At 36.2% G+C, this 21,398-nt stretch carries 17 protein-coding genes; 9 read left to right on the top strand and 8 right to left on the bottom strand.

Features of this window, described 5'->3' with window-relative positions:
- Positions 1–12: 12 nt before the first annotated feature.
- The 3 genes from C7B89_RS12140 to C7B89_RS12150 are packed head-to-tail and all read right to left on the bottom strand — an operon-like array spanning position 13 to position 3,372.
- Positions 13–999 (bottom strand): extracellular solute-binding protein, encoded by a 987-nt coding sequence (locus C7B89_RS12140; RefSeq protein WP_115673810.1) that lies wholly within the window; start codon positions 997–999, stop codon positions 13–15.
- Positions 996–2,627: an ABC transporter permease subunit gene (locus C7B89_RS12145; RefSeq protein ID WP_054549833.1), complete on the bottom strand. Its 1,632-nt coding sequence runs from the start codon at positions 2,625–2,627 to the stop codon at positions 996–998. Before C7B89_RS12145 ends, C7B89_RS12140 begins: the two co-directional genes overlap by 4 nt.
- Positions 2,620–3,372 (bottom strand): ABC transporter ATP-binding protein, encoded by a 753-nt coding sequence (locus C7B89_RS12150; RefSeq protein ID WP_054549832.1) that lies wholly within the window; start codon positions 3,370–3,372, stop codon positions 2,620–2,622. Before C7B89_RS12150 ends, C7B89_RS12145 begins: the two co-directional genes overlap by 8 nt.
- Positions 3,373–3,524: 152 nt before the next feature.
- On the opposite strand from C7B89_RS12150, the gene C7B89_RS12155 reads away from it, so the two are divergent.
- Complete coding sequence (locus tag C7B89_RS12155; protein WP_115673847.1) at positions 3,525–4,280, top strand: DeoR/GlpR family DNA-binding transcription regulator; 756 nt, start codon at positions 3,525–3,527, stop codon at positions 4,278–4,280.
- Between the two features lie 58 nt (positions 4,281–4,338).
- Here C7B89_RS12155 and C7B89_RS12160 read toward each other — a convergent pair whose 3' ends face one another.
- Complete coding sequence (locus C7B89_RS12160; protein ID WP_115673811.1) at positions 4,339–5,109, bottom strand: Cof-type HAD-IIB family hydrolase; 771 nt, start codon at positions 5,107–5,109, stop codon at positions 4,339–4,341.
- 436 nt (positions 5,110–5,545) lie between these two features.
- Here C7B89_RS12160 and C7B89_RS12165 point away from each other — a divergent pair, with 436 nt between their 5' ends.
- From C7B89_RS12165 to C7B89_RS12180, 3 genes are all read left to right on the top strand, one after another.
- Complete coding sequence (locus C7B89_RS12165; RefSeq protein ID WP_004224712.1) at positions 5,546–5,755, top strand: DNA-dependent RNA polymerase subunit epsilon; 210 nt, start codon at positions 5,546–5,548, stop codon at positions 5,753–5,755.
- Positions 5,756–5,760: 5 nt separating this feature from the next.
- Positions 5,761–7,428, top strand: coding sequence for a ribonuclease J1 (rnjA, locus tag C7B89_RS12170; RefSeq protein ID WP_004224711.1), 1,668 nt, complete (start codon positions 5,761–5,763; stop codon positions 7,426–7,428).
- A 288-nt stretch (positions 7,429–7,716) separates the two neighbouring features.
- On the top strand, positions 7,717–8,505 hold the full coding sequence (locus C7B89_RS12180; RefSeq protein ID WP_115673813.1) for a protein kinase domain-containing protein: 789 nt from the start codon (positions 7,717–7,719) through the stop codon (positions 8,503–8,505).
- A gap of 46 nt (positions 8,506–8,551) precedes the next feature.
- Here C7B89_RS12180 and C7B89_RS12185 read toward each other — a convergent pair whose 3' ends face one another.
- The gene (locus C7B89_RS12185; protein WP_004224709.1) at positions 8,552–9,385 is read right to left on the bottom strand and encodes a TetR/AcrR family transcriptional regulator; all 834 of its coding nucleotides are present in this window, start codon (positions 9,383–9,385) and stop codon (positions 8,552–8,554) included.
- 99 nt (positions 9,386–9,484) lie between these two features.
- On the opposite strand from C7B89_RS12185, the gene C7B89_RS12190 reads away from it, so the two are divergent.
- Positions 9,485–12,574 carry an efflux RND transporter permease subunit gene (locus C7B89_RS12190; RefSeq protein ID WP_103117526.1) on the top strand — a complete coding sequence of 1,030 codons (3,090 nt, stop codon included), beginning with the start codon at positions 9,485–9,487 and terminating at the stop codon, positions 12,572–12,574.
- 61 nt (positions 12,575–12,635) lie between these two features.
- Here the strand turns inward: C7B89_RS12190 and C7B89_RS12195 are convergent, their stop codons facing one another.
- Positions 12,636–14,204 carry a glycoside hydrolase family 10-like protein gene (locus C7B89_RS12195; protein WP_054549828.1) on the bottom strand — a complete coding sequence of 523 codons (1,569 nt, stop codon included), beginning with the start codon at positions 14,202–14,204 and terminating at the stop codon, positions 12,636–12,638.
- A gap of 528 nt (positions 14,205–14,732) precedes the next feature.
- Between C7B89_RS12195 and C7B89_RS12200 the strand changes: the two genes are divergently transcribed.
- The gene (locus C7B89_RS12200) at positions 14,733–15,980 is read left to right on the top strand and encodes an MFS transporter (protein WP_048391958.1); all 1,248 of its coding nucleotides are present in this window, start codon (positions 14,733–14,735) and stop codon (positions 15,978–15,980) included.
- A gap of 394 nt (positions 15,981–16,374) precedes the next feature.
- On the opposite strand, the gene C7B89_RS12205 is transcribed toward C7B89_RS12200, so the two are convergent.
- On the bottom strand, positions 16,375–17,082 hold the full coding sequence (locus C7B89_RS12205; protein ID WP_048391959.1) for a response regulator: 708 nt from the start codon (positions 17,080–17,082) through the stop codon (positions 16,375–16,377).
- On the bottom strand, positions 17,083–18,684 hold the full coding sequence (locus tag C7B89_RS12210) for an ATP-binding protein (RefSeq protein ID WP_054549826.1): 1,602 nt from the start codon (positions 18,682–18,684) through the stop codon (positions 17,083–17,085). It lies immediately after the preceding gene.
- A gap of 395 nt (positions 18,685–19,079) precedes the next feature.
- Here C7B89_RS12210 and C7B89_RS12215 point away from each other — a divergent pair, with 395 nt between their 5' ends.
- The 3 genes from C7B89_RS12215 (at position 19,080) to C7B89_RS12225 (ending at position 21,361) form a co-directional block, all read left to right on the top strand.
- Positions 19,080–20,342, top strand: a complete 1,263-nt coding sequence (locus tag C7B89_RS12215; protein ID WP_048391960.1) for a dicarboxylate/amino acid:cation symporter — start codon at positions 19,080–19,082, stop codon at positions 20,340–20,342.
- Positions 20,343–20,518: 176 nt separating this feature from the next.
- Positions 20,519–20,722, top strand: coding sequence for a hypothetical protein (locus C7B89_RS12220; protein WP_004224696.1), 204 nt, complete (start codon positions 20,519–20,521; stop codon positions 20,720–20,722).
- A gap of 96 nt (positions 20,723–20,818) precedes the next feature.
- Positions 20,819–21,361, top strand: coding sequence for a GNAT family N-acetyltransferase (locus C7B89_RS12225; RefSeq protein ID WP_115673814.1), 543 nt, complete (start codon positions 20,819–20,821; stop codon positions 21,359–21,361).
- Positions 21,362–21,398 lie beyond the last annotated feature (37 nt).

Genomic DNA, 21,398 nt, shown 5'->3' on the forward strand with positions numbered 1-21,398 from the left:
TGCTATAACTCCTTATCGCTGTGCTTCTTTAAAGAAGGCTTGGTGTTTTTCTAATAAATCTACGGTTAAGGTAGTATCCCATTTTTTCAAATAGGTAGGAACGTGCTCGTCCTTTACTTGTTCTCCTTCATATAGAGCTACAGGATATTGCTCTAGAAGACCATCACGAGCCTCTGTTGCAATTACCTTTGCAATTTCTTTTGCTAATGCTTCCTCACCTTCTTTATCTACAACAGTTACAGATTCCGTTAAAGTGAAATTTCCTTCTGTCGGGTCAATATAATCAATCGGTAACCCTTCGTTTTTGGCATCAATAGCTTGGATACGTAAACCAAAGCCTGCAGCAACTTCTCCTGTTTTCACCTTTTTAATAGGGCCAGAGCCTGAACTTTCAATATGTGGTCCTGCATTTTTAATTAACTCTGCTAGAACTTTTTTCCCTTCCTCTTCACCATATTCCTTTATAATAGCTTGTACTAGAAGCCACCCTGTTGAGGAGTCCATAATGTTTGGGAATGACACTAAATCCTTATAAGCAGGGTCTGTCAAATCTTTAATGGATTTCGGAATAGATAGCCCCTTTTGTTGTAATACCTCTGTATTAATAAAGATAGAGCCTACATTGCCTAAAATCGGTAATGCATACGTAACACTCCCATCAAGAGGCTTTAAGTCTGAAGAAATATCCACAAACATGGATTTTGAGGTTTGTGCACTTTCTATAAAATAAGAAGCCATTGTTACAACATCTGCTTCAATATCTGTCCCTTCCGCCATCATTTTGCCACCTAACTCAGAAGTACCAAACGACTGGATTAAATACTTACCTTTATAGCCTTTATCATCTAATGTAGTTTCCATCACTTCAATAGCTTCATCATCAGCATTTGAATAAATGATGACTTGCTCTTTGGAATCTGCTGCTACTCCTCCACATGCAGCTAAAACGACTGCTGCTGCACTTACTGTCCCTAACATCATGCCTGTTGACTTCTTCATTTTGTAATCTCCTCCGTTTTTTCTTTATGTGCTGCTATATAATCACAACCTAATTTCACAATGAGGTTTGTACATAAAATGAATATCGATAAAACAAAAATATCGGTGTACTTTGCGAAATGCTGTAGCTCTTTTATCCTTGTCGATACAAGCATTGTCTTTGTGCTGACAAGAAAAATAACACCGCTGACTGTAACCATCGCATTTAAAAAATAGTAGCTAAACATTTGATAAATCGTTGGCCTAATATTCGGTAAAATAATTCGTATCACGGTTTTTAACCACGAATCCTTTAACAGCTCAGCTGTCACTTCCCACGTAGGATCCATTTTTTGCAATGAATTTTTCGCCATTAAATAAGGTGTCGTAAAAAAATGCACGATATTACATGCGATAATGATAAGAAAAGTACCCTTTAAAGAACTTCCATTAAAGAAAAATAAGTAGGATAATCCAAGTACCATACCTGGAACTGTATTTGTCATCATAGAAGTTACATCTAAGCTTTTTCTTCCCTTTAATGGTGTCCTTGTATTAAGAAGCGCCGACATAAATGTTATGCCCACACCTAATATTGCTGTTAGAATCGCTACGATGAGAGAATTGATGTAAACCTTTGTTAAATCTTTCTCTGCGAGTACATTTTGAACATGCTCTAATGTAAAGCTGAAATCGTACGGATAGCCTTTGGTAAAAGGCACAATAAACATGGTTGAAAAAATAATACATACAGCTGTTACACAGAGAATTGAATAAATTGTAAATAGCGCGTCTCGTAAACGATGCTTTACAAGTTCACTTTGCCCAACCTGTTTATATTGAAAATTAAAGCGCTCTAAAATCGTTAGCATGACAACACCTAATACAGCAGGTACTAGCATTAACACAGAAATGACTGCTCCACGTTCAAAATGCACAATGGAACCTAACATAGCTTGGTAGAGTTCAGTAGCTATTACCCTGTAATTGCCACCAACCGATGCAGGGATTCCAAAGTCTGTGAAGCTTAAAACAAATGTTAAAATAAATGCCCCGCCAATTGTCCCAACCATAGGACGGTATACGGTATGATAAAAACGACGCATTGGCTGATCATGCATTAATATTGAAACAAGTAAAAAACGTTTATCGATATATTGCATGGAGTTTTGCATTAATATAAAAGCAACTGGTAATGTGTATAAGACGTAACCGATCACCAAGCCGTTATACCCATAGATTGTAAAAAGAGGCTGCCCCACTAGTTTTGTTAGAATTCCTTGATTCCCAAATGTATAAATCAATACAAAGCCATAGGTGATGGTTGGCAGTAGCATCGGCAAGGTAATTCCAATTTGAACTAGCTTTTTTGTATGGCGATGCATCGTAGTAAAATGAACAGCATAGGCCAACCAAAAGGCTAAAATGGTTGTAATCACTGATGCTACAAAAGAAACTTTAAAACTATTCGTAAAAGCTTCACGAATTTCGATATTCCGTAAAGCTTCTATATAATTTTGAGTGGTAACGACATTGCCTATTTTGAATGACTGCCAAAACATATAAAGCAATGGCACAATTAAAAAGAATAGAAAAAATAGTAGAATCGGTAGAAAAATTAATTTCATTATTTTATTCGTTTTAAGCATATGTTTCTCCAAACAATTGATAGATGTTATGTCGCTTAATATGAAGCTGCCTTAAGATAAAATCTTCTACAAATTGATTTTTTGGCGCTGTAACAATTTCATGAGGTGTGCCAAATTGAGCAACTGTACCTTCATTAATAATGATGACTTTATCCGATAAGGTAAGGGCTTCTTCCGGATCATGTGTCACGATAATCGTCGTCAAATTAAATTCACGGGCGATGGATTTAATACGTTCCTTTATAGATTCCTTTATAACGCCATCTAGTGCACTTAGTGGTTCGTCTAATAATAGAATTTTAGGTTGCATCACGAGTGTTCTTGCAATGGAAACGCGTTGTTTTTGCCCACCAGACAATTCATGAATCTTCTTATGCAAATGAGGAGCTAGCTCTAAAAAATCAATGTATTCTTGTATCTCCTCTTTGGACATTTTCACGTTTTTATTTTTTAATCCATAAATGATATTGTCGTATGCATTTAAATGAGGAAATAACGCAAAATCCTGAAACACTATATTAAATCCTCTTTCTTGCATTGATTGCTTGGAAATATCTTGTCCATTGTAGACAAGCTGACCAGCAGTTGGATCTACAAGTCCTAAAATGATATTAAGCAAAGTAGTTTTACCGCAGCCACTCGGCCCTAGCAATGAAATAATCTCACCTGATTCGATGGTTACATTGATATCTACTAAAACTTTTTTATTTTTATAGCTTTTTGAGATATTTTTTAGCTCTAACAAATTGGGTCACCTCACTCAGTTCTTAGCTTCAGTATAGAGACCATTTGTAAAGGAAAATGTTTATTTGTGTAAATGTTGAGTAAATTCTGACCAACTGTTGACAAAGTTATGATTATTTTGAGTAAATATCTAGTAGAGGTGATGAAATGTATATGATAGAAAGGCAACACCAAATTTTGCAGTTTATACGTCAACATAAGGTAGTAAAATTAGTAACACTTACAAAAGAGTTTAACGTTTCAATGGAAACGATCCGTCGTGATGTCCAACAGTTGATGCAAGACAAAAAAATTGAAAAATTTTATGGGGGCGTTAAATATATTGAGCCAGTAGAAGGACTAATTGATCACCGACTTCACGAACAGTTAACAGAGAAAATCGCCATTGCCAGAGCATGTGCTTCGCTCGTTCAAGATGGGGAATGTATTTTCATTGATAGCGGAACAACTACCTATCAAATGACACCATTTTTATTGGACAAGGAAAAACTAACAGTGGTGACAAATTCACTACCTGTAGCATTTGATCTAATCGGCTCTAACATTGAGGTTATACTGCTTGGGGGTAAAGTACGCCATTCTGAAAAATCAGTGACATCAAATGAATTTTTATTTCGCTTCGAACATCTTAATATCAATAAAGCTTTTATTTGCGCTAGTGGCGTTTCAATTGAAAAAGGCATATCTGATTTTAGCTTGGATGAAGCGATTACTAGAAAGCAAATTATTTCCATCTCTCAAAAAGTCTACGTAGCTACAGATTCCTCAAAATTTAATAAAGATGTAGCGATTCAAGTTTGTCCAGTGGATGACGTAGATGTCATTATCACAGATGACGCACTATCCAAAAAGACGATTCAACATTTTTCGGAAAAAGGTGTTCAAATAAAAACCGTCAATATGGCATAGACCATTAATCAATAAAAAACAACTAGTTGTAAATTTCACAACTAGTTGTTTTTCATTTTTAAATAATGGATAGCTTACGCATTATTTTAGAGAGACCATCCTCGTCTACATGGTCTGCAATATGATGAGCAACTGCCTTCACTCGCTCATGGCCATTTCCCATAGCAACACTTGTCCCAACTGCCTGTAGCATCTCAATATCATTTATGCCATCGCCAAAAGCAAAGGTATCTTGTAAAGTGATGCCCATTTTTTCAAGCACCTTTACAATACCAGCAGCCTTCGAACCTCCCTTTGGCAAAATATCACAAGAATAACGATGCCAACGTACAAATTGAACATTTGGGAATGTTTCATTATATAAAGGTTCATCTTTTTCTTCCATAAAAATAAGTGTTTGATATACATTGTTCTGCATATAATAAGATGAGTCTAATTCTGGATACGGATATTTAAGAGTATCTAAGCTTTCAGCTACCATACGATGATCGCCAACTGAGGCAATCATCCGTTTATCATCTAAAAACACTACCGGTTCGTTACGCGCCTCACCAAAGGCAATAATTTTAGCTAGTTCATCTTTCGCAATCCCATTTGTATAGACAACCTCACCTTTATAGACAACATATTGGCCATTGAAGGTAACATACGTATCGATCTCTAATTCTTCTAGCAATGACTCAATCATAAATGGTGCTCGACCAGTAGCAATTGCCAATTCATAACCATTACGTCGTGCTGTCAAAAGTGCCTCTTTTGCAGATGAAGGTAACTTTTTTTCACTGTTATAGAGAGTACCATCGACATCAAAAAATAAAATTTTGTTCATTCTATTAACCCTTTCCATAAATATTATCCTTTCAAGCTAAATGACTTTACATAGACAATAATTTTAATTATAATGATCCTAAGGAGTGATGTGCCATGCTGAAGAAACTCAAACGAAAATTATTGAAGCAACTTCGCGGCGTACTCGGAAAAAAATCAATTGCCTAACATTTGCCCTTCATTATTTGAAGGGCTTTTCTTTATTTTAGAGGAAGTGCGTGATAATATAAAGGAAATGCATTTATTTGGCTATACGCAACCACTGTCTCACTACTTCCTATACAATTTTATAACATAGTGCACATCTGAAGCATTGAGATACAAGTATTACAAACGTACATTTCTTCAATAAAAGAAATTCGTTGTTTTCTTGTAGCACGTGTGTGGTAGTAGTCAAAGGTGCAAGAAAATTGTACGCAATTAAAGGAGAGCAAACTATGATTTACAAAGTTTATTATCAAGAAAATGCAAATGAGATTCCAGTTCGCGAAAATACTAAAAGTCTATACCTAGAAGCTACTTCAGAACGTGAAGTACGTGAAAAGCTAAAAGACCGAAACTATAACATCGAGTTCATTCAACTGCTTGAGGGTAACTACTTAGAGTACGAACAAGCAAGCCCGAACTTCGTCTTGGAGGAAATTTAACAAACATGAAGTTTGTTAAAAATGACCAAGCAGCTGTTTTCGCGCTCGGCGGACTGGGCGAAATCGGCAAAAACACTTATGGCGTTCAATTTCAAGATGAAATTATCTTAATTGACGCCGGTATAAAATTTCCAGAAGACGACTTACTCGGCATTGACTATGTTATTCCTGATTACACGTACTTAGTACGTAATGTCGATAAAATCAAAGGACTGTTTATTACCCATGGGCATGAGGATCATATTGGTGGTATTCCATACCTTTTACGTCAAGTAAATATCCCTGTCTATGGCGGTAAGCTTGCACTTGGCTTATTACGTAATAAATTAGAAGAACATGGCTTGCTACGTACAACAAAACTCATTGAAATTAAAGAAGAGGATGTTATTAAATTCAGAAAAACATCTGTTAGCTTCTTTAGAACAACACATAGTATTCCTGATGCTTATGGAATTGTTGTTAAAACACCACCTGGTAATATCGTTCACACAGGTGACTTTAAATTTGACTTTACACCAGTGGGTGAACCAGCCAACCTAACAAAGATGGCTGAAATCGGACGTGATGGCGTGCTTTGCTTACTATCTGATAGTACTAACGCTGAAAAGCCTAATTTCACAATGTCAGAGCGCACAGTTGGAAAAAGTATCGACGAGATTTTCCGTAAGGTGGATAGCCGTATTATTTTTGCTACCTTTGCATCAAATATTCACCGTTTACAGCAAGCCACAGACGCAGCCGTAAAATACGGAAGAAAGATTGCTGTCTTTGGTCGCTCAATGGACAATGCTATTACGATTGGTCGTGAGCTAGGTTACATTACTGCTCCAAAGGATACATTTATTGATGCTCAAAGCATCAATCGACTTCCTGCAAACGAAGTGATGATTTTATGTACAGGCTCTCAAGGTGAACCAATGGCTGCCTTGTCACGTATTGCCAACGGGACACATCGTCAGATTCAAATACAGCCTGGCGATACAGTTATCTTTTCTTCTTCACCAGTACCAGGTAATACCGTGAGTGTTAATAAAATCATTAATTTATTGTTCCGTGCAGGTGCAGAAGTCATTCATGGTGCATTAAACAACATTCATACATCTGGTCACGGATCTCAAGAAGAACAAAAACTGATGCTTCGTTTAATGAAGCCTAAGTTCTTTATGCCTATCCATGGTGAATTCCGTATGTTAAAAATGCATACACATTTAGCTGAAGATTGCGATGTTCCACTAGACAATACATTTGTTATGGAAAATGGTGATGTTCTAGCACTAAGTGCCAATGAAGCACATGTAGCTGGGCGTATTCCTTCAGGAGATGTTTACATTGATGGCAATGGTATTGGCGATATCGGTAATATCGTGTTACGTGATCGCCGTATTCTTTCTGAAGAAGGTTTAGTGATTGTAGTTGTAAGTGTTGATATGGAAAACCAAAAAATTGTTTCTGGCCCTGACATCATCTCACGTGGATTTGTCTATATGCGTGAATCAGGTACGATGATCAACGAGGCACAAAAAATGCTAAACCGTCATCTGAATGAAACAATTCAAAGCAAAACTCCTCAATGGACAGAATTGAAAAATGAAATTACAGACGTATTGGGACCTTATCTATTCGAAAAAACAAAACGTCGTCCAATGATCTTACCGATTATTATGGAGGTTTAACCTCGTAAAAAGAAACTATGTAAAATTTACATAGTTTCTTTTTTATTTTTGAAACCTCCTTTTTATTTTTGCGTATATAGTAATAACAACATCAAAAAGGAGCGTTTTTATGCTAGATAAAATTCTTCATTCCTTACTCAATAGTAAATCCAAACGCCATTATTCTTCATCAAGTAGCCGTAGTAGATATTCAAAGCGACATAATTATTATGGTCACAAGCATTATAAGCGTGGCTCTCGTAAAAGCTCACGCAGTTTTTTCAGCTCTATGAGTTTCTTTAGTAGCTAATGTGGTGGAAACGAATTTCCGAAAAAAGTTTTGACCAGGCTGTAGAACTTTACATAGCCGAACATCCCGATTTTTCTTTTAAAAAATTCCTTGGCTATGGCTCATATGGTCGTACGTATTTAATTGAAGATTGCTCGTCAGCAAGTCTATTTGTTTTAAAATGCTTGCGACCCAAACATCGTCATCACCAGAAAACCATTCATAAATTTCAACAAGAAATTCACATACTCCAGCAACTTTCACTACCCTATGTTCCTACCATCCATTCAGCAGGAACAATTTCAGACAGCCCATTTTTTATCATGGACTATGTCAATGGGCAAACTTTTGAGGAGCTTATTTTTCAGAATGGTACCAAATTTACAATTGCTCAATCCCTTGCTATTACAAAGCAATTATTAGAGCAAATTGTACAGTTACACAATTATGGTATTGTACATCGCGATTTACGGATTCCGAATATATTGTTAGTGGGTCAGCAATTGCATATTATTGACTTTGGTCTAGCTACCACTTATCAAAAGCAAATCGATATCTCTACGATTGAAAATCCAAAACGTGCCGAAAATCATATTAGTGATCTTTATTTTGTCGGCCATTTTTTATTATTTTTACTATACTCAGACTACAAGCCAAGCAAGAAAAAAGAGAAAGCTTGGCAGCAGGAATTAAAATTACCAATCAAAGTCCAAGATTTTCTTGAGCGCCTATTATGGATTCAAGAACCCTTTGCAAGTGCGTTAGAGGCCTTGCAATCTATGCCCCCATTCATAGATAAAAACCATTAAAAATAGAATTGTTCACCGCCAAACGTGAACAATTCTATCCTAGAGTTCAAATATTAAAGTATTTTGCAGTTACATATGCAATCCAATGATACGCTGGGTCTAAACGTAGATTTTCAATTAGCCCCTTAATGATTGCTTTACCATAAGTAGGATTTTCTATTTCTTGCTTTAACAACTCAATGGATTCTTTTTCTATAGAATCCTCAGTATGATTTATATTTTGCTCCAATAATTGTAGTAAAGCATCTTTTGACACGTCTTCCTCACACGGCTTTGCAATAAACGGCACAAGATCTGCTGTAATAAATGGAATGGTTGTATGATGGGCAATAATATCTGTCTTTTCTGCTAAAGATTTAGCTAATTGCTCTAAATCAAGTGGCATATCTGAAAAAATAAAAAGCTCAGCATAGCTCTTCATAAATCCTTTTATGCAGTACATTACATCATATTTCATTTCTTTTAATTGATCCTGATAAAGCTGCTCAAGCATATAGAGAATTGATTTCGACATTTCTGCTTCATACGCTGTTATTTTATGAAATAGCTCTTTTTTTGTTAAAAAGACCTTTTCATTAAAGAATACACGTGCAGATGCAGAATGGTCTTTGAATGCTTGAAAAATACTTTTATAAAATTCAACCAAAACAGTTTCTTTGTTATACGTTCCTCTGACTACTTGGTCAACATCTGTAATAAACTGCTGTAAATAGTAATCAACCATAGATATAACAAGCTCATCTTTGGTTTTGAAGGATAAATAAAATGCACCTTTAGAAATCCCGCAGCGTTCTGTAATTTGTTGTACTGACGTAGCTTCAAAACCCTGTTCAGAAAACAGTTCTAACGCTTTCTCCATAATTAATTGCTTTTTTAACATATTTTTAACTCTCTCCTAATGCATTTCGTTGACAAATGACCGATTAGTCATTAGTATAAATAATTGAATTTAGATAGTCAATAAAGGGTAGGTGTGAAGGTGAAAGGTTTAGTTAATTTCGTATTAAAGAACAAATTGGCAGTGTGGTTATTAACAATTATCATCACTGTCTCTGGTATTTATTCGGGTACAAGGATGAAAATGGAATCGATACCTGATATTTCGATCCCGTATTTAATTGTCATGGGCGTATATCCTGGCGCAACGCCTGAACAAGTCATGAATGAACTTTCCATTCCGTTCGAAAAATCCATAGAAAGTTTAGAAGATGTGAAGGCTGTTTACTCAACTTCCTCTTCCAACGTAGCACAAGTTCAAGTGGAATACGACTATGGAATTGATATGGATGAGAAAAAACGTCAATTAGAAGCAGCTTTAGATAATCTTAAACTACCTGAAGGTGCTCAAGAGCCTACTATTATGGCAATCAGCATGAACATGATGCCCGTAGTCGCTTTATCTGTAAGTAGCTCTAAGGAAGATATTGTTGATTTAACTTCAACAGTAGAAGAAGTTTTACTGCCTAAAATCGAAAAGATTGATGGTGTTGCATCTGCTACCATCACAGGTCAGCATATTGAACAAGTATCGTTTAAATACGATGAAGAAAAAATGGCAGCACTTGGTTTAACAGAGGAAACTGTTAAACAAATGATTCAGGCAAGTGATATGTCACTGTCACTTGGTTTATATCAATTTACTGTCGGGGAACAAGCCGTTTCAGTAGATGGTAAGGTAAAATCAGTGGATGAACTGAAAGACTTATTAATTCCAGTTACACCTTCAGCTACAAATCCTTCACCTTTCGTTCGTCTAGGTGATATTGCAAAAATTGAAGTAGAAGGTAAAGTGCAATCTGTTTCACGTACAAATGGTCAAGATGCCATTGCTATTCAAATCGTAAAAGGCCAAGATGCGAATACGGTAACAGTTGTTAATGCCGTAAAAGACCTTATGAAGGATGAGGAAAAACGATTAGATGGCTTAAACGTAGAGATCTCTCTTGACCAAGGTGCCCCAATTGAAGATTCTGTATTTACAATGATCGAAAAAGCAGTCTTTGGTGGCGCAATTGCCGTATTAATCATTTTACTATTCTTACGTGATTTCAAATCAACGATTATTTCAATTATTTCTATCCCAGTTTCTATCTTTATGGCATTACTCCTATTAAACTGGATGGATATTACATTAAACATCATGACCCTCGGCGCGATTACCGTCGCAATCGGTCGTGTTATCGATGACTCAATCGTAGTTGTAGAAAATATTTACCGACGAATTCACTTAAAACAAGAAAAACTTACAGGTCGTGCCCTAATTCGCGAAGCAACAATTGAAATGTTCAAACCCATTCTTTCTTCAACATTGGTAACGGTCGCTGTATTCGCTCCTCTTATTTTCGTAGGTGGTATGGTAGGCGAATTATTCATGCCATTTGCCCTTACAATGACATTTGCATTAGGTGCATCGTTATTAGTTGCGATCACAATCGTACCTGCTTTATCTCACTTCTTATTCCGTAAAAAGTTATACGGTGAGAAGACTGAAAGCCAACATAAAGAAGTTGGTAAACTTGCTACCTGGTACAAAGGTGTCTTAGAAAAAGTATTAAATCACAAAATTATTACATCTGTCCTTGCGATTCTTTTACTTGTTGGTTCTCTTGCATTAACACCACTTATTGGTTTTAGTTTTATGGGCTCACAAGAAGAAAAAGTTATGTACTTAACGTATACGCCTGCAACGGGAGAGCTGGCTGACGAAACGGCAGCAAATGTTGAAAAAGTAGAAAAAGAATTAATGAAACGTAAAGATGTTGATATTTTACAAGTTTCCATTACAGATGCGAAGAATGTCGATCCATCAGCAATGATGATGGGTGGAGGTGCTGGCGGTGCCTTAATGTACCTTATCTTTGATCCGGATATGGAAGACTTCCCTAAAGCTCGTGATGAGGTTGAAGACTATGTATTTAACATCGGGCAATCAGGAGAATGGAAGTCTCAAAACTTCACTTCTATGTCGATGTCATCAAACGAAGTCAGCTATACACTGTATAGTGATGATTTAGATAAACTTCGAGATGCTGTGAAACAAGTAGAGGGTGCTCTAAAAGAAGTGGATGGCTTAGAAGATATTAAATCTGATAATGAAGATCCATACGTAGAGCATGTGCTAAAAGTTGAACAAAAAAATGTCCTTCAATACGGGTTAACGACAGCTCAAATCGTGATGGCATTAAATTCAAATACATCGCAAGAAGTATTAACTACCGTGAAAAACGATGGTAAAGATATCGATGTCATCGTTCAACGCGATGCTAAAGCAGCTGCGACTTCACTTGATGATGTCTTAGCCACTGAAATTAAAACAGCATTAGGTACAACAATGACTATCGGAGAATTAGTAGATGTTGAGGAAGGTACAACACTTAACTCATTATCTCGTTCAAAAGGTGAATATTTCGCAACAGTATCTGGTACGATTATCGGTGACGATATTTCAAAAGCCACTACTGCTGCTGATAAAAAAATTGATAAATTAGATTTACAAAAAGGTGTAACACTTGGTGTTGCTGGTGTTGCTGCAGATATGCAAGAAACATTCACTAAGCTTGGTATTGCGATGTTAGCAGCCATTGCCATTGTTTACTTCATTCTAGTGGTAACATTCGGAGAAGGTTTAGCTCCATTCGCTATTCTTTTCTCACTACCATTCGCAGTAATTGGTGCATTTATTGGTTTATTCGTTACAGGGCAGACTATTTCTGTATCTGTCATGATGGGTCTATTGATGTTGATTGGTATCGTCGTAACAAATGCCATCGTATTAGTTGACCGTATCATTCATATGGAACATGATGGTCTTGCCATGCGTGAAGCGATCCTTGAAGCAGGAGCAACACGTTTACGTCCTATCCTGATGACAGCCATCGCTACAATTGGAGCTATGATTCCAATGGCACTTGGTACTGGCGGTAGTGGGTTAATTTCCAAAGACTTAGCTATTACTGTAATTGGCGGTTTATTATCTTCTACCCTATTAACACTCGTTGTTGTACCAATTGTTTATGAAATGCTATCTAAAATGTTAAAGAAAAACCGTAAAGATATTGAAGAAAATTAATAAAAAAAAACAACCACTCATGCAATCTTTGCGTGAGTGGTTATTTTTTATCCTAAGCTTTTTATTGATTTTCTATTACTACAAAAACTTCCTTGCTTTCCACACCTGTATTTGATACAGCCTTAATGCCGTATGTATAGCTATGCTTAGCAAGAGCTGACTTGTCCACAAATTTAGTGAATCCATCCATATTATAAACAACATCCACTATATTTCGAGGGTCATCATAAGAGCCTTCTTTGTTTCCTGTAAAACGATAAATGACATACTTGCGTGGTTGTGTTTCATTTTCGTCTATAATCTCTATCTTACGACCTGCCGCTTCCTTTGTCACTTGCACAAAAGTCGGCACGTTCGGCACTGTGTCATCATCCCAAGTTGTTTCTGGTGTCAGTGCTGTGTAATTATATAATTGTTGACTAACAATCGTTGCATAGCCTAGTTTATTGTTTTGAAAGCTTCTCAAGGAGAAATGCATTTGCCCCTCAGCCGCTACCTTTTCCGAACGATTCGCTAGTATTTGACTAGGTAGCTCCATTTTATTTTTCCATGCTGCATCACTATCATTGCCAACTTTGTAATCAGCAAGCCCAATGTATAGATGTACAGGGTGTGTTGTTGCGTAGGTTTGCACTTCATGGCTCCACCAATCTAGCAGCGTTCCATATTTCGCAACAGATAATGTTCTTGACCAATAAATTTGTGGTGTAATGTAATCAATTGTGCCATTTTGAATCCATGTTCTGACGTCTGCATATAAATCATCGTAATTATTAACACCAGCCCTTGTATCGCTTCCTGTTTTATCTAGCGATTTATTGCGCCATACACCAAATGGTGAAATACCAAATTGAACATATGGCTTTGTGTCTTTAATGGCCGTGTAAAGATTTTCTACAAGACGGTTGACATTATCTCGTCGCCAATCCTCCACCTTTTTGAAGGAAGCACCATAGTTTTTAAAAGCTGCTTGATCTGGAAAAACTTCATTAGCAACTTTATATGGATAAAAATAATCATCCATATGCACTGCGTCAATATCATAATTGGCTACTAGCTCTCTTACTACTTCAACTAAATAGTCTTGTACTTCTGGTAAACCAGGATTTAAATAATATTGCTTACCGTATTTGATAACCCAATTTGGATGTGTTCTAGCCACATTATCAGCAGCAAGGTCTGTCAGTTTTTGTCCAGACATTGTTACACGATAAGGATTCATCCATGCATGTAGCTCCATACCCCGTTTATGACTTTCCTCTATCATGATCGCAAGAGGATCGTAGCCTGGATTCGTGCCTTGCTTTTTGCCTGTTATGTAAGATGACCATGGCGCTAAATCAGAGGCATACATTGCATCATTTGTTGGTCTTACTTGATAAATAACAGTATTGAATTTATTGGCTTTTAGTTGATCCAAAGTTTGGCGTGTCCAAGCCGTGTACTGCTCCTTCGTCATACCTGCTTTCATATCAAGATTAAGAACGGTTGAAATCCAGACAGCCCTCATCTCCCTTTTTGGCTGTGTCGTGCTTGCCATGGCAGTCTTTGTAGGGATTGTCGATAGGCATAACACAAAAATCATCGCGACTAAAGTTAAGATCTTCCATTTACTATTTTTCTTTCTCATATTTCCTCCATTTGCTATTTTTCTATTTTAGTATATGACAAGTACTCGCTATATGCACGTCTCCGAAGCAACTTTATTGGAATCAATGATAAGTTTCATCTCTAACAAACGTTCCCGATAGTTTCAAAATATGTATAAAAAAACTACTGAAAAGACAATGAATAGTACTTTTCCTTTAAAGAAATCGATAAATATAGATGCATGGCGTTTCATTTTATGAGATTCATTTCACAATTTCCAAATTTTTAAATTCAACCTAGTTTTTGCTTAATTCATTCTTTACGCATCGATGAACTTTATGCTACAATCAACACAACTTATATAGAACGGAGGGTATTCCAAATGACAGCTTCAATTAGACTACGATTTCACCTTATTAATTAAATATGTGTACACTTTGCCTGCTGTGCAAGGGAAATGGAATTAGGTCTAGTCTGTTTTAGGAATACTGGAAAAGAGGGGACTTCTACTCCCCTCTTTTTTTGTGTTGTCTTTTACTTTCCACACAGGCACTACTGTTAGAAAGGGATGACGAAATTGGAACATTGGAAACGTAACACAATACTTTTTTTAAGTAGTCAAACGATTTCACTTTTTGGCTCTGCTCTTGTGCAATATGCCATTACATGGTATATCACACTTACAACACAATCAGGCAGCATGATGACCATCGCGATCATTTGCGGCTTTTTACCAACCTTCTTCTTAGCACCTATTGCTGGTGTCTGGGCAGATCGCTATAACCGTAAATGGCTTATTATTTTAGCAGATGGAATGATTGCCTTATCTACGCTAATTCTAGCTATTTTATTTTTAATCGGCTATGATGAGCTCTGGCTACTATTTGTTATATCAGCCGTACGCGCAGTTGGTGCAGGTATTCAAACACCAGCAGTGGGCGCAATTTTGCCACAATTTGTGCCTGAAGAGCATTTAATGAAGGTCAATGGTGCAAATAGTAGTATTCAAGCCTTCATCATGATTCTTGCACCTATGGCAAGTGGTGCATTATTAACGATGGCTTCTATTGAATCCATTTTCTTTATTGATGTGACAACAGCGGCTATTGCCATCGCTATCTTCTTATTATTTCTGCATATCCCTGCACATGCAAAAGCTAATCAGCCACAAACAACAGGCTATTTTAGTGATATGAAACAAGGCTTCATCTATATTAAAGAGCATGCTTTCTTGAAACAATTATTCTTGTTCTTTGCCTTTTTCATGCTGCTTGCTGCACCTGCTGCCTTTTTAACGCCTTTACAAGTTACACGAACTTTTGGCAATGATGTATGGCGTTTGACTGCCATCGAAATGGCCTTTGCCATTGGGATGTTAATCGGTGGTATCGCAATCGCAACATGGGGTGGCTTTAAAAATAAAGTGCATACGATGACATTATCTGCTTTGTTATTTGGTCTTTGTACAATGGCTCTCGGCGTCATCCCTATTTTTTGGTTGTACCTCGGAATCATGGCCATTACTGGCATAGCCATGCCAATCTTTAATACACCTGCAACGGTGTTATTACAAGAAAAAGTGGAAAGTGACTATATGGGAAGAGTATTTGGCATTCTTAGTATGATATCTACCTCTATGATGCCTTTAGGAATGCTAATTTTCGGGCCAATAGCTGATATTATTGCTATTGAGTGGCTACTCATCGGTACAGGATTATTACTCTTCATCCAAGGATTTTTCCTTCTGGGCAGTAAAGTCTTATTAAAAGCTGGTAAACCTACTGCTGAGCATGTTGACTCGCTAGAAAAAAAGTGAAGATTTTATTTCAAGAAAATTGTTAATAAAAAAAATAAAAAATAACATTTAAATTTAGCCTATACACAATCTCAAACGAATCTTGACGTTAAAAAAGCCTTGCTTTATGCAGGGCTTTTTCCATCTTTATTTATGTCTTGGGAATAATTTTTTGTGCTTTAGCATCTTGCTTCCCACAATATCTGAATTATAATTATTTAAAATTTAAATGGTCATGAAGATCTCTTCCAATACGCAACAACTTCGGTATCCAAAAAATTTAGATGTTGCCCTTAAAGGAATTTAAAGATATGTATTAGGAAATAGGACGCTTAGAATTTATCTGTACATTTTTCACCATAACTTATTAAAATACGGACTTTAATCTAATTGAACTAAAATAAATCTATTATCATTAAATATAATAACGATGAATAGGACGTCCTACGTTTCCATATTGTATATCTACTTTTAATAGTTTCTGCTTTTCTAAAAAGTCTAGATAGCGTCTAGCTGTAACACGTGCTGTACCTATATAAGCTGATACCTCCTCAGCTGATACTGCCTCGCCACTTTTTTTTATATATGCAAGTACCTTATCTAAGGTAGCTCGATTAAACCCTTTTGGGAGTTCTTCTATAAGAATGGCATCCATTCCTGTTGTTTCTACTACAATTTGTTCAGGAAGACGCTGTTGCATTAAATGATCGACATCATGCTGAGTTAAATCTTGCATGCCGCTTATTTTCCTTCTATAGCTTTGATAATTTTTTAAAGTCTGCTCAATCCGCTCAAACGTAAAGGGCTTCATAATATAATCATAGACACCTAAGTGTAATATTCGCTGCACAGTGGGCATATCATTCGCAGCTGTTACAGCAATAACATCAACATGAAGATGCTCTTCTCGTATTTTCCCTAACGTAATAATGCCATCCTGCTCTGGCATAAAAATGTCCATAAAGACAAGCTCTGGGGTTAATTGTTTAATTTTTTGAATTCCCTCAATTCCATTGCTAGCATAGCCAACTAATGAAAAACCTTTGATTTGTTCAATAAATTGTCTGTTCACTTCTCGTACCATTGGATCATCTTCAATCAATAAGACATTTATTACATCCATCTATACTTCTCCTAACTCAAATAAAATTAAGAAACTTGTTCCTTTCATAAATTCACTTGTTACTTCAATATCTCCATTGCCTTTTCTTACAATTTCATAGACTAAATGCAAGCCAATGCCTCGATTTTCACTAGCCTTTGACGAAAATCCATTTTCAAACATACGCTCCTGCACCTCTTTGGTCATGCCAATACCGTTATCGGTAACTGCAATCGCTAAGACGCCATCATGCTCGTCTACAGAGATGGCTACATATTTATCTTCCTTAGAAAGTACATTTAATGCCTCAAAAGCATTTTCAATTAAATTGCCAAACAACACAACAAAATCATGATGATCTAATAGAGGTGGAAAGCGTTTAAAATGACTTTTCCGATCAATTTCAACCTCGATACCCAGTTCTTTTCCATAACTTACTTTACTTAATAACAAACCTGAAATATTTTCATTATGAAAGCGTTCATTTAAAAACTTCGTTAATGAGGCTTCATTTTCAGTAGTAACAGTAACATATTCAAGTGCTTGCTTTGTATGTCCCAATTGCAGTAGTCCCGCAATCGTATGAATCTTATTTTTATGCTCATGGGTTTGTACACGTAATGCTTGAACAAAGGCCTTTACACCTGTTACTTCCTCCGCAAGCTTTTTCACAGCTGTTAAATCTTTAAACATAGCAACTGCACCAACTAGCTCTCCATTCACAATAATAGGTACACGATTACTTAAGATACTATGATGATTAATGTAAAGCTCTTGATCATAAACAGGTGTTGCTGTTTCAACAATTTCAGGCAGACGGGTATCAGGCAAAACGTCATAAATCTTTTGTCCAATACAGTCCTCTATTTTCCTAGTAACACCTAAAATATCGGCCGCTTTTTCATTAAAAATAGTGATATTCATTTCCTTATCTACCGCTATTATTCCCTCATGCATGGCATTAAAGGTTTCTGTTCTTTCCACATACATTTTTGCAATTTCATGAGGTTCAAGCCCAAACATTTGTTTTTTTATATGTCGTCCTAGTGTATAGGCACCGAAAATACTGAAAATCAGTGATATAACAATAGTTATCATAATTTCTCGCTCATAACTTTGTAACATTTCCAGAAAATCTGGTAATGAATAGCCAACGACTACAATGCCCACTTGTTCCCTTTTATCATTAATAATTGGCACGAAAGCCCGTATCATAACACCCGATTCTCCACGTGCCTTTGATACATAATAATGTTCACTAAATGCGGCGTTTAAATCCTGCGACTCACTGCGTTTTCCTATTTCCTTACTTACTGGGTGTGATAGTTTAATACGCTCCATATTCATTACAACAATATACTCGGCCTTATGAATCACTCTAATGCCATCTACAATTTTATTAATATTTTTTGCAGATTCTTTTATATTGGCATTTTCCAGATGTACACTAAGCTCTGGTACATTTGATACAGTTCTTGCCACAAGCATTGCTCGCTGTCCAAAATCTTTTTCCTGTTCAGATAATAGGTTACCGAGTAAAAAAATACCACCTAGTAAAAAGGAGAGTGCAATGATTAAAAATGTCACTAACAGTATTTTGCCGTTCACAGGCATTTTCATCATTAAAAAATTCCTTCCTTTCAAATTTGCATTCTCATAATCAGTGGCACACATATTTAGTTTTAAGATTATCTGCAAAAAAATCTTTTGACAACATATTTAATCTATATAAGTAGCAGAAAATATTGAATTTAATGAACAATATTATAAACTGGTAATTTAAAAAGAACTTAATTATCACTCTATGTTTTTGTATTATAACAATAATTAATTAACTATAGCGTACCATAACAGAAATAGTTATTGATATTACTATATTTATATGTAAATGTAAGTAAATGTACTTAATGAACGATATGTTTCTTATTTTCTAAATCTCTTTTTTAAAGAAATATTCGCTATGATACTTTTAGTGAAAGCGATATCAAAGAGAAAATTTAGAAAAGAGGTAGCAAAAAATGAAGTTACTGAAAAATTTGACTGTTCAGGTTATAGTGGCTATCATACTTGGGATTATTGTCGGAGCCATTTTCCCCGAGTTCGGTGCCAGCTTGAAAATCTTAGCAGATCTATTCATCAAATTAATTAAAATGTTAATTGCTCCTATTATTTTCCTAACAGTTGTTATTGGAATCGGCAGTATGGGAGATATGAAAAAGGTCGGGAAAATCGGAGGTAAGGCATTGCTTTACTTCGAAATAGTTTCCACAATTGCATTAGCAATCGGAATTGCTGTTGCTTTAATCGTAAGTCCTGGTACAGGCTTGGATACATCAGGTGCATCTGATGCTGATATTTCGAAATATACAACTGCTGCAGCTGAATCTGAGCAAGGCTTAGGTGCCTTCATTTCTAGTATTATTCCAGAAAATGTAGTTGGTGCATTGGCAACTGGTCAATTATTACCAGTCCTATTCTCTGCTGTTTTATTTGGCTTAGCAGCTGCCTCAATCGGTGCACCCGCAAAACCAGTCATCACATTCTTTGAGCAAGTAGCAGAGATATTCTTCAAGATTGTAAGTATGGTTATGAAAATATCACCAATCGGAGCTTTTGGTGCAATGGCCTATACAATTGGAAATTTTGGTTTAAAATCTTTAGGTAATCTAGGTTTATTAATGGCTGCCGTATATATAACAATGTTTTTATTTGTTGTCTTTATTTTAGGTGCCATTGCAAAGTTCTTTGGATTCAACATCTTTAAATTTATCGCTTATATCAAAGATGAGATTTTCTTAGTAATTGGGACTTCCTCTTCTGAATCAGCTCTGCCATCTATGATGCGTAAGCTTGAGAACTATGGTTGCTCGAAGCAGGTTGTAGGTTTAGTCGTTCCTACCGGGTACTCCTTCAATCTAGATGGGACTTCCATCTACCTGTCCATGGCTGCATTGTTTATCGCACAAGCATATGGAATGGAACTAACTTGGATTCAAATCATTACACTGCTCGGAATTTTAATGATTACTTCTAAAGGTGCAGCAGGTGTAACAGGCTCAGGATTTATTACATTAGCAGCAACTTTGGCTGCCTTCCCAATGATACCAGTGGAAGGAATAGCGCTGTTAATCGGTGTAGATCGCTTTATGTCTGAGGCTCGAGCTGTTACAAATTTAATTGGTAATGGCGTAGCTTGTGTTGTCGTGTCAAAATCTGAAAAAGAGTTTGACACAGCTATGGAAGAACGTGCACTTCAGGGAAAGACCACTATATCTTCCTAACAAAAATGGTAGAAATGATAGCCATCTCTGTTTCACTATACTCATTATCATTCGAGTAAAAGCTATGTCCTTATGGATTGACGCTGACAACAAACAATTAGCTTACACTATCACCCAAAATAAAATGTTTACACTCTAGTAAAAAAGTGAAAGTTAATAGTAAGAGGTGATAGTGAATGAATGATAAAAAACAGGCAAAAACACGTAATACGAATAACCCTGATGTTTTGGATACAGATAAAGAAAGCATTTTTGATAAACACGAGGACATGAAAACAGTAGATCCAATACCTGTCGAAGAATTGAATGAAAAAGTGAAAGATGAACAACATAAAACCAAAACTAAGGATTCCTCTGCAACAGATAAGCGCTATCCTTAATGTGATCGCTGCAAAAATGAATAAATATAAAAAGTCGACCTAATTCATAATTATAGGTCGACTTTTTTATATACTATTTGTTAAAGGAGGTAAATCATGAGTAAAATACCAATTATGAAAACGGAAAGGTTACTATTAAGACCAATTACACATGGGGATTTAGAAGCAATGTATGACTACTCTTCCAGTAAAAATGTGGCGCGTTATGTGACATGGCAAGCACACACGAGCTTAGAGGATACAAAGGCTTTTATGGCATTAATTTTTAATGGCTATCAGCAAGGCAATTTGATGTTATGGGGTATTGAATATGCAGGCACAATTATTGGAACGATTGATTTTGTGACGATTAATGACACCCATAAATACGCGGAAATTGGCTATGTGCTTTCTGAGGATTTTTGGAATAAGGGGTTCACAACAGAAGCAACAAAAAAACTCATTGACTTCGGTTTTAATGAATTAGATTTAGTACGTATCCAAGCACGATGCTTTGAAGAAAACATTGGCTCACAAAAGGTTATGGAGAAGTCAGGTATGCAGTTTGAAGGGTTATTACGGAAAAGTATGCTTGTTAAAGGACAATACCAACATGTAAAAATGTACGCTATCACTGATGATGATTATAGGAACCTCTAGAAAATAAAGCCTTGCTACGATTTGCAAGGCTTTATCA

This window comes from Lysinibacillus capsici, assembly GCF_003367505.1.
Lineage (GTDB): Bacteria > Bacillota > Bacilli > Bacillales_A > Planococcaceae > Lysinibacillus > Lysinibacillus capsici.